Annotated in this window: 13 protein-coding genes; 8 read left to right on the top strand and 5 right to left on the bottom strand. The window is 45.2% G+C overall.

Features of this window, described 5'->3' with window-relative positions; translation table 11 throughout:
- Nucleotides 1–63: 63 nt before the first annotated feature.
- Complete coding sequence (locus ACJJJB_RS08160; protein ID WP_445366034.1) at nucleotides 64–1071, top strand: hypothetical protein; 1008 nt, start codon at nucleotides 64–66, stop codon at nucleotides 1069–1071.
- Between the two features lie 291 nt (nucleotides 1072–1362).
- Here ACJJJB_RS08160 and ACJJJB_RS08155 read toward each other — a convergent pair whose 3' ends face one another.
- The 3 genes from ACJJJB_RS08155 to ACJJJB_RS08145 all read right to left on the bottom strand — a co-directional run bounded on the left by ACJJJB_RS08155 (nucleotide 1363) and on the right by ACJJJB_RS08145 (nucleotide 4807).
- The gene (locus tag ACJJJB_RS08155) at nucleotides 1363–1683 is read right to left on the bottom strand and encodes a hypothetical protein (protein ID WP_445366033.1); all 321 of its coding nucleotides are present in this window, start codon (nucleotides 1681–1683) and stop codon (nucleotides 1363–1365) included.
- Between the two features lie 550 nt (nucleotides 1684–2233).
- On the bottom strand, nucleotides 2234–3247 hold the full coding sequence (locus ACJJJB_RS08150) for a cytochrome-c peroxidase (protein ID WP_445366032.1): 1014 nt from the start codon (nucleotides 3245–3247) through the stop codon (nucleotides 2234–2236).
- Between the two features lie 597 nt (nucleotides 3248–3844).
- Entirely contained in the window at nucleotides 3845–4807 is a 963-nt protein-coding gene (locus ACJJJB_RS08145) for a GlxA family transcriptional regulator (RefSeq protein WP_445366031.1), read from the bottom strand.
- 114 nt (nucleotides 4808–4921) lie between these two features.
- Between ACJJJB_RS08145 and ACJJJB_RS08140 the strand changes: the two genes are divergently transcribed.
- The 5 genes from ACJJJB_RS08140 to ACJJJB_RS08120 all read left to right on the top strand — a co-directional run bounded on the left by ACJJJB_RS08140 (nucleotide 4922) and on the right by ACJJJB_RS08120 (nucleotide 9654).
- Nucleotides 4922–5470, top strand: a complete 549-nt coding sequence (locus tag ACJJJB_RS08140; RefSeq protein WP_445366030.1) for a cysteine hydrolase family protein — start codon at nucleotides 4922–4924, stop codon at nucleotides 5468–5470.
- Nucleotides 5471–6601: 1131 nt separating this feature from the next.
- Nucleotides 6602–7261 (top strand): tyrosine-type recombinase/integrase, encoded by a 660-nt coding sequence (locus ACJJJB_RS08135; RefSeq protein WP_445366029.1) that lies wholly within the window; start codon nucleotides 6602–6604, stop codon nucleotides 7259–7261.
- 48 nt (nucleotides 7262–7309) lie between these two features.
- Nucleotides 7310–7609: a hypothetical protein gene (locus ACJJJB_RS08130; RefSeq protein WP_445366028.1), complete on the top strand. Its 300-nt coding sequence runs from the start codon at nucleotides 7310–7312 to the stop codon at nucleotides 7607–7609.
- 6 nt (nucleotides 7610–7615) lie between these two features.
- Complete coding sequence (locus ACJJJB_RS08125; RefSeq protein ID WP_445366027.1) at nucleotides 7616–9067, top strand: SNIPE associated domain-containing protein; 1452 nt, start codon at nucleotides 7616–7618, stop codon at nucleotides 9065–9067.
- A gap of 311 nt (nucleotides 9068–9378) precedes the next feature.
- Nucleotides 9379–9654, top strand: a complete 276-nt coding sequence (locus tag ACJJJB_RS08120) for a class I SAM-dependent methyltransferase (RefSeq protein WP_445366026.1) — start codon at nucleotides 9379–9381, stop codon at nucleotides 9652–9654.
- Between the two features lie 861 nt (nucleotides 9655–10515).
- On the opposite strand, the gene ACJJJB_RS08115 is transcribed toward ACJJJB_RS08120, so the two are convergent.
- Both ACJJJB_RS08115 and ACJJJB_RS08110 read right to left on the bottom strand, forming a co-directional pair.
- Complete coding sequence (locus tag ACJJJB_RS08115; RefSeq protein WP_445366269.1) at nucleotides 10516–11016, bottom strand: pyroglutamyl-peptidase I family protein; 501 nt, start codon at nucleotides 11014–11016, stop codon at nucleotides 10516–10518.
- An 11-nt stretch (nucleotides 11017–11027) separates the two neighbouring features.
- Nucleotides 11028–11183, bottom strand: a complete 156-nt coding sequence (locus tag ACJJJB_RS08110) for a pyroglutamyl-peptidase I family protein (RefSeq protein WP_445366025.1) — start codon at nucleotides 11181–11183, stop codon at nucleotides 11028–11030.
- A gap of 568 nt (nucleotides 11184–11751) precedes the next feature.
- Between ACJJJB_RS08110 and ACJJJB_RS08105 the strand changes: the two genes are divergently transcribed.
- Nucleotides 11752–13005, top strand: coding sequence for a tyrosine-type recombinase/integrase (locus ACJJJB_RS08105; protein ID WP_445366024.1), 1254 nt, complete (start codon nucleotides 11752–11754; stop codon nucleotides 13003–13005).
- A 121-nt stretch (nucleotides 13006–13126) separates the two neighbouring features.
- On the top strand, nucleotides 13127–14332 hold the full coding sequence (gene zigA / locus ACJJJB_RS08100; RefSeq protein ID WP_445366023.1) for a zinc metallochaperone GTPase ZigA: 1206 nt from the start codon (nucleotides 13127–13129) through the stop codon (nucleotides 14330–14332).
- Nucleotides 14333–14361: the final 29 nt, after the last annotated feature.

Raw genomic sequence — 14361 nt, 5'->3', positions numbered from 1 at the left:
CTACTCGCTGTGTGAATCAATTGCAGTTATTACCTAAAAATAAGGGATCATAGGAGAATCGTCATGGCAAAACTAATTAGTCGCAGCATTAAGCATGGGGTTAGCTTTTCCGTGTTGGTCGAGGATGATGCATCGGCCCTCTTTCAAACGAAAGTAAAAAAATCATGTGGATATTGGCTGGATGAAGCACAGGCAATTCTGAATCGGGCGATGAAAGTATGCGCCACAGCTCTTGTTACCCCTGATAAGGTTCCAGGTACATTTCATAATTTACTTTCTTACTACTTCGGCCTTCCCGCAGATAGTTCATCAGAAAAATACATCCCTTGTTTAAACGCGATAATTTCTCGGTTAAATAGAACTCAGGCGGGTTTGAAAAAGGGGGTGGAGCTTGCAGACAGGGAACAGATGCCCATCGTGGCAAAACTTCAGACTTCTGTCATGAAGAAAATAGGTTGGGGGGACCCCACGGATAATATGGCGGGTTTTGTGTGGGTGGACATTTTTGAAAGCGTGCCCAATTATATTTCAAAAACATATAAGATGAAGAAAGCGCAATGGCAAGGGGGCAACAGCTTAATCTCGATGTTGGGGGGAAAACTCAATGGAGGGGGCTATATGAAGCCTCACTATCACCCCGTCCATTTGAATTTCAAAAAAATTTGGCCAAAAGGTGATATATACTGCACCGTCACTCTGATACACGAGGGGACACATAAATTCGCGGATACAGTGGATCATGAGTACTTCAAGGATGATGGAAGCATTGTGGATAAATTAGATGAAGAAATCGGTAAACTTGGTCCTTTATATCTTAATATTCATAAGGACAAGTCTAGTGATGAAGTATTCAAAATCGTTGAGCAAGAGGCATTAAAAATGTTACGTGGACAAGATAATGCGGCTAGAAAAATGCAAGAAATTGGTGTGATGAATGCGGTGAATAATGCAGACTCACTGGCATGGTTCGCGTATGACGTAGCACAACTTCCCACTGAGCAAGAAATTGGGAAAGTTGTAGGAAATATTTTGGGTAATCGAAAAATACATCCGAGCTTGCTTAACCAATAAAGAAAAATCCGGGGGACAGTTCACTTAATTTTAAATCATTGAAGAATTTCCTTTACTGCAATAGGATATCCTAGCCCGTATTTAAGTGAACTGTGCCCAGAATTCCAAGCGTACCCTAAAAAGGACGATGGGTAGTTACCAATATCGAAGGTATCAATCACAATAAGTTTGCAGAACTAACCAGCATCCCCCGCATTATGCTAGAACAGATTCTCAATCTGCGTATATCATAATGAGGAGCTCGATATTGAGAAGAGGGCGGGCCTACAGAAGCAAAGTATTTTGGAGACGTCAGGCAATAATGTCTTTCTCGATGAGATACAAAAGCTCTTCCCATCTGGCCGCGAGAAGCTCAAGCCAGAATGGAAGCGCTGCATCACTGAGTACCTTCACAACGGCCTCAAGCAATCCGCTGTTGGCCGCGATCATCATTAGGGCTCGACTTGTTGCAGTTGTCTGGGGGAAGATCAAGTGATAGCGCGTGTCGATGACCAATACATCATTGTTCAAAATACTATTTTCTATTAATTGCAATCTATTGATGCATATTTTATTTTCAAACTCGCTTCGTTTTCCCTGAAACTGCACGCTTTTTATCATCGGTGTGAACATATCCTTTATCAGTAGTACACAGTTTCCCATGTCCTAGGTCTGCCGATAGGTCTTTAAGATCTCTATTTTCTGCATCCATTGAGGCACCAGTATGACGAAGCCAATGAGTCGACGTGGCCAGGAGAACTTTCACATCATCCTCAAAACCATCTCGCGTCATCTTTTCACCAGCTAAATCAAATGCCTCTTGAGTAAGTATCGCAATTGTTCGTGCCCGTAATCCTGGATAAGGACATCTGATGAGTGAATGCTCAGGTAGTGAACTGTAATTCAATGGAGCTGCCGCAAATCGGTAGCTGAAAACTGTACGTCTCCCTATGGATTTCAGTTTTCCGACTTGGTATAGATATTATTAGAGCACTATACATTATCAACTGGTTAGCAATCAGGAAACTGTTTAGTCTGCTAGCTGCTATCTCTGAATGTGGCTGATACACATAGGCAAGGCTGAATGATTATAAGTTATCAATGAGCTAGTGATTTGAAATCCGTGAGCCTAGCCAAAATTAAATAGAGTGAAAGGGCCCCACCCCGAAGGGTGGGAAATAGCTTAATGAGCTTGATGTTCTAAAGCGTTTAGGAAAGTTGCAACATCATCTACTTGTTGTGTGCTTAATTTCTGCCCCAATTGGTACCAAGCCATATCGTAAATTGCTTGCTCAATGGTTTCTACACGCCCGTCGTGGAAGTAAGGAGCGCTTCTGCTTACATCGCGTAGCATTGGAACTTTAAACATCATTTTATCTTTTTCAAGGCCTGTAACTTTATAACGACCTAAATCTTCTTGGTGTGGATATTGGTTAACTAGCCCCATCTTCTGGTACATGTTTCCACCCAAGGTTGCACCATTGTGGCATGTTGAACAACCAGTGTTGATAAAGGTTTGTAAGCCCTTTAACTCACTTTTTGTCATGGCCTGATCATCGCCACTCATAAAATCATCAAAACGATCATTCGTAATCAGGGTGCGCTCAAATGCAGCTATGGCCTGAGCAATATTGTCGTAAGAGATAGCATTTTCTTTACCAAAGGCGTGTTTGAAACTTTCTTGATATTCGGCAATTTTTGAAATCTTTGTCTCAACAGCCTCTTCTGAAGGCATCCCCATCTCTACAGGGTTTAAAATTGGACCTTTGGCCTGTTCCTTCAGGTCCTCTGCGCGACCATCCCAAAATTGAGCCATCTGGAATCCTGAGTTCCAGACCGTTGGAGAGTTTCGATCACCCTTGGTACCAGGTAAAGCTCCCGGTGATGTCGTTTCATTGTCAACGCCCGAACCGTTGTAGTTCCCTACTTGATGGCAGCTGTTACAGGATTGGCTATCATTGACTGAAAGCCGTTTGTCCATGAACAGTGTTTTTCCAAGCTCAACCATAGCTGGGGTGTCATTCTCACTGCCTGGCATAGTTTCTGAGAGAGTGCCGAACATAATTTTTGATTGTTGACGTAATTGATTTATATCAACTTCGGCCGTGGCCGTTATTGATAGCAAGCTTGCTGCCGCTATCAAGCCGCAAATGATTGAAAGCTTTAGATCTCTTTTCAAAAAAATTTTCTTAATCACTTTGGTATCTCTCCCACTTCTCCAAAAACAATGAAAACTAACCTACTTTTAATCAAAGTTAGGCGGTGCCACTATATAGGGTAGCTCGTTCAGCTGATACCATGATTTAGCAAAAAAATTGTTGATTTTTAGAATATCCAGAATTGTTCACAAAATATTTTTCAAATATTATTCAGAACTTGACCTATACATTGAGTGCACTGGATTTGGCGAGATTGAAATCTTGCTATTTACCTTTAAAAATTGCAGGGCAATTTCTGAGGTGGCGAGGAAGTGTAGGGTTGAGGGGATACTTATCGGTATCTCCAAAGAGAAATGATTCGTATTTCTGCTAGCTGGTTGGTGGTGTAATGTTTTCTCGAACGATAAATGACTCCTTAACTATCTGAATGTGGTCAACTTTTTAGTTAGAGGTTTTAGGAAGCTTTTAATCTTATTGTTATATCTATTTAAATTTTATATTGGTCTACGTATCCTAAATAGAGGCGTTCCGCTACCTATCAAGCTACCGGGCTTAACAAGAATCTCTTCGATCCATCTCTTTAGTGAGATTGGTTACTTTTCCAATTAGCACCACTCTTCCTCCTTTTCAGAGAATTACATTTTATAGCCACCTGAAAATCTCTGTCGATACTCCCTAGGGGAGAGGCAGGTCTGTTTGTGAAACATTTTCCGGAATGCGCTGACATCCTCATATCCCACTTGCCAAGCGATCTGTTCGACTTGCAATGTGCCTGTTTCCAATAGTTCGCGAGCTTTTTGCAGACGTTGCTGTTGAAGATATTCGGCGGGTCTATAGCCGGTAACCTTTTGAAATCTTCGTAGAAAGGTACGCTCGCCCAGGTTGGCTAGTTGAGCCATCTCTGCAACAGAAATTGGTTGTTGATAATCCCGGTGAATTTGCTGCTGTACTTTTAAAATTGCTTTATCACCATGATCTACAGGAGGTAGAAAACTGCGGTAATAACTTTGGTAACGGGTTCCCGTATCCACCAACAGGAAACGTCCCAACTCCATCACTATATGGGGAGGCATGTATCGTCCGACCAGATGTAACCCAAGGTCAATCCAAGACATTACACCTCCTGCGGTGACAACATCCGGGTCTGCAATCAGGATGGAATCGATATTCAGCTCTATATCCGGGAACTTCTGCTTAAAGTCATCGGCCAGTCGCCAGTGAGTGGTCGCCTGGCGTCCATCTAATAGTCCTGCGTCGGCCAACATAAAAGCCCCAGCACAAGCGGAACAGGTTACGGCCCCCTCTTTGTGTCGCTTTAACAACCAGGTACTGACATCTGTCGGTGGCTCCATGTACTCCTGACCTTCAAGTACCGGCGGTACAATAACGATATTTGGGTCTTTAGAAGCCCCTTTTTTCTCGGGTATGACTTTTCCGTCATTAATTAGCCAGCGTGATACCTCAAATAGCGCCTTGGGTTCTGGAATTGACTCCTGACAGATGTGGTTTGCGGTTTGGAACAGATCGATTAGGCCATAAGTCGCCGACCGAGCCGCTCCGGGGATCATCAGTATTGCAATGTGGATTGTTTGGGTCACTAGCCCCCCTGTCAGTTCTTGCCTGTTTTATGTCGGTCTTGCCACGTCTGTATCTTAGCCCATCGCCCTAACATGCGCTTGTACATTTCAAAGACACAACCAAAGGACAACCTTATGAGCAAGACAGCGCTAATCGTCGTCGATATGCAAAACGACTACTTTGAAGGAGGAGGGTGGACTCTTGAAGGCGTTGGCCAAGCGTCAAACCAAGCCGCAAAAGTGCTGGCTGAGTTTCGCAAAAAGCAGTGGCCAGTTATTCATGTTCGCCATGAATTTCTCAGTGAGGATGCTCCATTCTTTATTGCCGGTAGTGAGGGTGCGAAAATTCACAAAAGCCTTCTGCCTGTTGAAGGTGAGCCGGTAGTACTCAAGAATGAAGTTAACAGCTTCAAAGGTACGGATCTTAAAAAGCGCTTGGATGAGCTAGGTGTTAATAAATTGGTCATTGTCGGTGCGATGAGCCATATGTGTATCGATGCTATCACCCGAGCGGCAAGTGATTTTGGATATGAAAATACCGTTATTCACGATGCTTGCGCCAGTCGGGACATGTACTTCAATGGTGTCGATATTCCCGCTGCACATATACATGCAGCTTATATGGCTGCACTGCAATTTGCTTATGCAGAGGTGATCAGTGCTGACGAATACTTAGCAAAGTAATTAACTTGCCTGCACCTTAGAGTTAAACCACACGCGATACTGCTATACCTTTATCGCTAAGGACTTTAGGCTATATAAGCCTAAAGTCCTTCTTCGAGCTGCATGAACAGCTCTACTTCTTGATAAATTTCTTTATACTTAAAGATTGTCGACTTGGCTTTTAAAGCACATAGTTTATGTGCGTGAAGAGGTTTAGCTTGTTTTATCTTGAAACTAAAATTCAATTTCATCTGTTTCGACTTCAAAGGTCGTGGAGGACTCCACATTTCCGGTACGTGATACCACTGTCCAATGCCAACCCGTTGGGTGGCACCATTCATGGTGAGGAAGCACTCGATACGGCTTTGGAGATTCTCACAAGCTTGCAAACTTATTGGTGTGATTTCGCATATCTCTGCCTTGAAAGAGCGGATCAGTACGCAAATTCAGGTAACACCTCAAACAGGTGGGAAAAGTAAGCTATCCGAACCCGGATGCTACAGGTTGGAAACGCTTTGAAAGCTAGCTTGATCAGCTTCCTTCTAGACACCTCTTAATGCGGGGAGGCACCCTGACGCTGACATTGGATCAATAGGTGTACAGTACTCCTCTAGAACCTAGTGACGCCCCTCCATCTCGCTTATTGATTCATGCTTTATGAGGTTCATTTACACAAACTAAAGATAGTCGTTCACCTATCCCGCTACGATTGCTATCCAAGAAGTGACACTTACCCACCACTAATGATCTGGGGGCAAAGTTGTGGCCTAAGTAAATATCGTCAATTAAAAGACTTGTATTAAGTTACTAGGCGAATAAATGGAATTCTGATTTTGCCAGTGGATACTTAAAAGCCCAGTACATTCGAAAGTCAAATGCTCGCTGTGGTTTTACCGAAGTATGGTGTTACTGCTGTGCCAATGAGTTATGTGTTGAAAATTTGATCATAAGTGCACCATATATAAGTAAAACGGTCCACTGGCCATAGATCGGTTTTTAAACGCTATTTGTTTATAAAGCCCAATTGTTTGTAAGGAAATAAGGGCGCATAATGACTCTTGGATTGCACCACGGACCAAGGACGAAATGGTACAAAAAAGGCACAGCGACAGCGTGTTTCCAACCCCTCGATCCAACCGACACTTTCATTCGATGGAAGCGCAGGCGGTCGCCTTTCCGATTCAGTCGGTGCAGATCGATTGGGATCGCTTAGTGGCCAAGCGGCCCACCGTCCTGGACACCGTCGATACTATACCGGTGTATCTGCTCAAGCCCGAAGTCCTGCAGCTGTTCGACGCCGAGAAACACCCGACCTTTCGTTTGATCCTCGATCTAATGTGGACCACTGGCGCTCGGGTCTCGGAGGTGTTGGCGCTTAAGTCGACGTCCTTTATCGATGACCGCTATGACATTCTCAAAACCCTGAAACAGCGTCCCGATCGGCCCATCCAAAAGGCCCTGCAGCGCTCACCCAAGCGCTACATCCCCATTACCGACCACGCCCTGGAAGATCGCATCCAGAGTTACCTCTACACGGGACACTTAAAAAAAACCGAGCGGGTTTTTCCGATGTGCCGGCAAACGGTCAATCGGCATATTCATGCCTTGGTCAAGAGAGTAGGGCGCGCGCCCTTTGCCATCAGTGCCCATACCTTTCGTCATTCGTTTGCCATCCATTTGCTGTTACAAGGTCGGCCGCTGAAATATATGGGTCAGCTATTGGGGCATAAGTCGATCGTCAGCACAGAGATCTACACCAATGTGCTCACTGTAGATGGGACGCATTTTTTGGACGGAGTGGATTTTCACTAGCCATAATCCCCTCGTAAAACTTTAAGTAAGCAATGAAAAGGATCTTTCATGGCCAGGTCCAGTGGACTCAGAACAGTGATCAAGGTTGCCAAAGCGATTGATCGCGCAAGCAAACAAGCCGAGCGGGAGCGAATCAGGCGCATCAAGGCCATTGAACGTGAAGAAAAAGCACAGATACGACGGGCTGCCCAGGCCGAGCGAGAGCGTTTACGAGCTGAACGTGAACGTGTACGAGCAGAGGCAAGAGCCCTCAAAGACGAGGCTCAATACGCAAAAGAATGCTTCGAGGATCGAGCAGAAGATCGTCGGCTGGCCAAAGAAGACATTATTAACGAGTACGTGAGGTAGGAAAGCATGGACGCAAATTACATCATTGGGGCAGGTCTGGCTTACCTAGCCTCAATCGGAGTTGCTTATTTTATTGCCTCTAATCGAGCAGATAAAAAAATAGGGCAATATTCAAGCATCAAAGAGGCGATTGAAGCGGTCAAAACCGAGCACAATCAGGCCAAAGCAGGTTTAAGTAAGATGATTGATAACCTCAATAAGGCCCGCGAGGTCTACAAGAAAATAGACACTGAAACCAAAGACCTTCAACAGCTGCGAAAAAATGCTGGAAACATAGCGAAGCAGTTAATGAGTGATCAAATAGACCTCCAAAAGCTACAAACCATCATCGCAGAAAACAAACAAACAGCAGAAGAGGGCAAGGCCAACCTACACGACGTGATGTCAAAGCTTGATCTGTATACACGATTGGACGAATTTGTAGAGTATGGTCATTTTGAATTTCCGGAATATCTCTATGAGACCGGTGAGCGTTTTGCGGCTGAAATTAAAATTCTGCGTGAGAAGCAAAAGTCCATGATCAAAGATGGCAGTGCCTTTACCCAAGAGGGCACGGTTTCTCTCACCGGCGATAGCCGTATCGACAAAAAAATCATTGATGGTCAAATGAAAATGATCATTCGAGCTTTCAACATTGAGTGTGATCTATTAATCGCCAAGGTAGGGCCATCCAATTTGGATCGTTCCTTGAGCCGCATTGAGAAGTTGGCTAATGACTTGGAGAAGTTGGTGGCTTCTCTACGCTGTGGAATTAGCCTAGATTATGTGACATTGAAGTACGAAGAGTGCGCTATGCAGTACCAGTACATGCTTAAGAAGAAAGAAGAGCAGGAAGAGCAAAAGCTGATCAAAGAGCAAATGCGTGAAGAAGCTCGTGCTGAGAAAGAATACAAAGCAGCATTGGCTGCGGCAGAAAAGGAAGAGAAGCTATATCGAGACTTACTTGAAAAAGCGAGAAAAGAGCTAGAGCTCGCCACCTCTGGAGAGAGAGCCATCACAGAAGCTAAGGTGGCTCAACTGGAGCAGCAACTTGCTGAAGCCGAAGCCAAGGAGGAACGAGCCAAGAGCATGGCAGAGCAAACCAGACGAGGTCATGTGTATATCATCAGCAATGTGGGCTCTTTTGGTGAAAATGTATACAAAATCGGGATGACGAGGCGTTTAGATCCTCTCGACCGGGTAAAGGAGTTGGGAGATGCTAGTGTGCCATTCAAGTTTGATGTACATGCGATGATCTTCTCAGAGGATGCACCGGCACTTGAGACGGCCCTGCACCGTAAATTTGGAAGTCACAGAGTCAACGCAGTGAATCTGCGCAAAGAGTTCTTTCGTGTTGATCTGGAGAAGATTCAAGAGGCAGCAGAAGAAATTGGTGGTGATGAGATTGATTTCAGAACCACTATTGCTGCTGAAGAATACTTTGAAACTCTCCGCCTTAAAGAAACTATTGCAGCTTAATCTGCTATTCCCAATGCTCCAGCTTATACCGCCCCTGGGGACATTTTCTCTAGCCCCAGTGCTGCTTGTGCGAGCTTGGACGTACCCGTTTCAGATGACGGCGTGTCACCCATATATGACACGGAGCAGGGTGCCTGGATCTGCCATTGGTTCGTCAACAATAAGGGCGCCGGTGTATTGCTAATAGAAACTGGCAACTGTGATCTTCCTGATACTTACGATCCCGCCACAGGGCGTTGCTTAGATCAATCGCAGGGATAGGCATAGACAGGCAATGGAGAGTTTGCGACGGATGTGCAGGAGCTGGAATCTTGGTTGATAACCCAGCGCCGTTTGATCTGCACTTAACCATTTTTGCTAACGAGGTTCAGCCGCTCCGCGACTTCCTCGCGAGCATTAACACCGACCTGATTAACCTAACAACCAGGGACTTAAAACAGACAGAGAGCATCATGGGAGCACTACAGGAAATCATCGGAGAGCTTGACCAGATCACGGTTCGGTACGAACACCGCGATCAATCGTTCGGAAAACAGGGCCAGACTTGGTTATCGGAAATAGCTGCCAAGAAAAAATTGAAAACATGAGGGGGATCAATGGGTTGCGTTAATTCCGATATTCACAAATATCGGATATTTTGTAAGTGGTTGTTTCTCCTTATAATTTGCCGCTTGGACGTCTGTAAAGTACTTAATTTTTGCCAACTAAAACACTTAATCGTTATCGTTCGTCCATCTACTCTAGTTCCGGCCGAGTAATCTCCATTTTGTGTTCCTGTGTTCCTGTGTTCCTGTGTTCCTGTGTTCCTGTGTTCCTGTGTTCCTGTGTTCCAAGGTTCCAAGGTTCCAAGGTTCCAAGGTTCCAAGGTTCCAAGGTTCCAAGGTTCCAGGTGTTTTCGCATACAAACATCCAAGCACATCAAAGCCTTTTCCTAAGACCAAAGTACTCACGCAACTCTGAAAAACCTTTGGACAAGTGAGCCGAAAAAGAACCGTGCCAATAGGTTGATAAGTGAAACTACCTAGGAAATGCACTGGCAACTTCACGTGGATAAAGCTGATCAAAAAAGCACCCATGAGCTAACAGCAATAAGGAGGAAACCATAAAGGCAGTTGTAGTTTATATGGCTACGGAAAGCCCCCCGTTAAACCCTTAAAAGTGGCACTTAAAGGAGCCCACGGGAAGTATCTGGGCGCAGCAGGTAAAGGACCCTATCTGCTCCGGCATTTCCCAGGTCTTTCTTTCAGCAGTAGAGATGTTTAGCCGCCGAATAGATGGCCGCCGGGGCCCTGCCAAATCAACCGAAGGGCCGACATGATCCGCCCAGTATATAGAAGTGTCTTCTGCATGCCAGATGGGTGTTTCTCCCAATCCATCAATCCATCGTTACACTCCCAAAGACATTCAATCTCCACTGTCAAAACCCTTCTTAATAGTTTCAGTAGGTCTTAGACTTGAAACTTAGATGGAATAGGAACATCAATATCCTCAGTATGTAGCAATGCGGCCTCTATTCCAGCATGGACACCAAGTGCTGAGGTCTCTCTGGACATGCTGGGGGTACCAAGGTTTTCGGGCAAAGCCGCTACTTGAGGTAATTGCGGAAGGTGAATCCACCCTGCACGTATATACAGTTGATTGCTGGCAATAAAGTGCAAAACGCCATACATCAAGTGATTACAGCAAAAAGTGGCGGCATTATCCGAAATATCTGTAGGCACTCCGGCTTCAGGCATTGCCCTAACCATAGCTCTGAGAGGAAGATTACTACGATAGGCTACCGGTCCATTGGCAACTGTAGGTGCGCCCTGCATCTCTACGCCACGATTGTCCTTTAGGTTGTATCGAGTAGAATCGTTAAAATTTTGAGCAATTCGCTCTACCGTAACCATCGATCGCCCACCATATTCACCCATCATGATCACTATTTGTGGACGAAGCTCATTTATAGTGCCAGTTACTACGTCAATACACTCAAAGAAGTTACTAGGAACCAGGATTCCAAATCATCAGAATTCCCAATACGGGTACCATCCAAAACACGCATTACCGATTCTGCAGGATTTAGTGGCGTATGCCCGAATGGTTCAAAGCCGGTCACTAAAACCTTTTTCATGACAATACTCTTTGAGTAGTTTGAAATTGGCTTTCAAAAATGTGTTGTCTGACTCTATTAATCAAGAATAGAAACTTTTGAGGGCTCAGACTTAAAAGAACGGCTTTGCTGATGTGTTTGATTGGCACAATATGCCAATTAAGAGGCTGTTTTGAACCATAGATCTGTAGAAAGACAGCAGAAGCGTTTTTCAGATAGGCGTGAACTTGGTCTCCAATAACTAAAGAACAATCTGCAGGCTTATATCTCGGTATGTCGACCAGGGCCTAGCGACACCGCATCTCTCATTGAGAGTGAGTGTACTTAACACTCTTTCTTATATCACACGCCTGGAATGCGCCGCCAGCAAGTGTGGTACGCTGCATCACGACTTCCAGAGCGAACCTGCCCTGCCCTACATATACAGAGTTTTTTCTGCCTCAATTTGTAATGATAAATATTTGTGCAATTAAGTACTTTAGTTGGCCAAAATTATGATAAATTGTTGATTAATAACGGCTTTTTATGAATACTGATTAAGTACTTTACTTGGCAGTCCACCGCATTCCAACAACAACTCCATATTTCTATGTCTGCTTCCAACCGGCCACCAGCACCAATCATCGACAACCTGAACAATCTTGAGAATCCATTCCGCTGTACCAGCTTTTCAGCTAGCCGTTATCTCAGCAAGCAGATTCCTGGTGCTAATACCGATCTGGAGTTCACGCTTAAGTTTCTTTATAGCTACAACGGTAGCCAGGCAACGTTTAATAGCTACCGCCGTGAACTTGAGCGCTTGCTGCAATGGGCGTGGCGCATTGAAGAAGTTTCAATAATGACTCTGAAGCGCGAACACATTGAGGAGTTTGTGCAGTTTTGCATTGAGCCGCCAATTGCCTGGATCGGAACTAAGAATGTTGCCAGATTCAAAACACAAAATGGCGAGCGCGTTGTGAATGCCGATTGGCGGCCATTCGTAGTCAGTGTGTCCAAAGTTGAATTTCGTGCTGGTAAAACGGCTTCTCCCAAGGAGTTCCGGCCATCCCAGGCAGCGATCAAATGCATCTTTACTGCATTATCATCCTTCTTCGATTTTCTCTATCAAGAAGGCTTGGTTCCAGCCAATCCTGTGGCACTGATTCGCCAGAAAAGTAAGTTTGTTCGACGTGAGCAACAAAGCCAGGTTGTGCGCCGAATCAGCAACTTGCAGTGGGACTATGTTCTGGAAACTGCTGAGATCATGGCCGAGACATCACCAACTGATCACGAGCGAACTTTATTCATTATGAACGCCCTATTCGCTATGTATTTGCGAATCTCTGAGTTGGTTGCGGATGAAAGATCGGCACCAGTTATGGGTGATTTCAAGAAAGATCGCGACGGAAACTGGTGGTTTCACGTTACGGGTAAAGGTAACAAAGGCCGGGCGATCACTGTTTGCGACCAAATGTTGAAGGCCTTGAAGCGCTACAGAAATTATTTGCAGCTCCCTGCTCTGCCCAGCATTAATGAGCAGACACCTCTGGTGCACAAGTCCCGTGGCAAGGGACCGGTTACCAGTACCCGACAGGTGCGCCTGATTGTTCAAAACTGCTTTGATGCTGCCCACCAACGGATGGTTGAAGAAGGCTTAGGGGAAGATGCTGAAGATCTCAAGGCAGCTACTGTTCACTGGCTCCGCCATACGGGTATTTCTGAAGATGTGAAGTACCGCCCCCGCGAGCATGTGCGCGATGATGCGGGACATGCAAGTATGGCTACGACCGATCGCTATATTGATTCCGACATGCGGGAGCGGCATGAAAGTGGGCGGAGTAAGCGGGTAAAGGAGGAGCGGTAATACTACCGCCCTGCCCTCATCTAAATGAAATAGCTTGACCCATTAAGGATACGATATATCATTGCACACCATCTGATTAACCTAGTACACATGGATGAATACTCAGAGTGCAGAGAGGCTAATGGCACATACAAACAAACTCCCAGTCACCGTCCTTTCAGGTTTTCTAGGTGCCGGTAAAACTACCGTACTTAGCCACATACTGAACAATCGCGAAGGCAAAAAAGTTGCTGTAATCGTCAATGACATGAGTGAAATCAATATTGATTCAACGAAAGTACAGAGCGAAGTTTCTCTTAACCGTAGTGAGGAGAAGCTTGTTGAAATGAGTAATGGCTGTATTTGCTGCACTCTGCGGGAAGACCTTCTGGAGGAAGTCACTAAGCTTGCGCAGGAAGGACGGTTTGATTATCTCATTATTGAATCAACAGGGATTTCTGAACCCTTACCCGTTGCAGAAACCTTCACTTTTGCCGACGAAAATGGTGTTTCTCTCTCTGATGTTGCCAGTTTGGACACAATGGTGACGGTGGTCGATGCAGTCAATTTTTTAAAGGACTATGACGAGGCAGTATTTTTACAGGATGCTGGTGAATCATTAGGCGAAGACGACGAACGCAGTGTAACTGATTTGCTGATCGACCAAGTCGAGTTTGCAGATGTCATTCTGATCAGTAAAACGGATTTAGCTGGCCATTCTGATGTTGAGCGCCTAGAGGCCATTCTGCGAACTCTAAATACGCAGGCAAAAATAGTTCCGATCTCTCAAGGGCAAGTCAATATTGACGAGGCTCTAAGTACCGGCTTATTTGACTTCGAGCGCGCGCAGCAAGCACCTGGTTGGCTTAAAGAGATGCGAGGTGAGCATGTTCCTGAAACTGAAGAGTATGGCATTAGCAGTTTCAGCTACGAAGCACGTAGCCCCTTCCATCCAGAAAAATTTCATCAATTTCTGCACAATACTGAGAGGCACGGCAAGTTAATTCGTTCCAAAGGGTATTTTTGGCTGGCGTCCCGCCCTGAGTTTGCAGGCGAATGGAGTCAAGCGGGGGGCATTGCCCACTATGGTTTCGCTGGGATGTTCTGGAAAGCTATACCCAAAGAAAACTGGCCCACTGACGAGAATTATCGCAGCTCCATTAAAAAGCAATGGGTAGAACCCTTTGGTGATATGCGGCAAGAACTAGTATTTATTGGCCAGAGTTTGAATCAAACCAGCATCACAAAAGCGCTTGATGACTGCCTGCTAAGCGAGGACGAAGTGCTACGAGGCAAAGAATACTGGGCGACATTGAATGATCCATTTCCCGCATGGGAACAAGGATGAATATTAACCTCACCCCTGTACTTGGCTAG

The organism is Microbulbifer variabilis (assembly GCF_052468405.1).
This window is presented reverse-complemented; position numbering and strand designations above follow the sequence as displayed.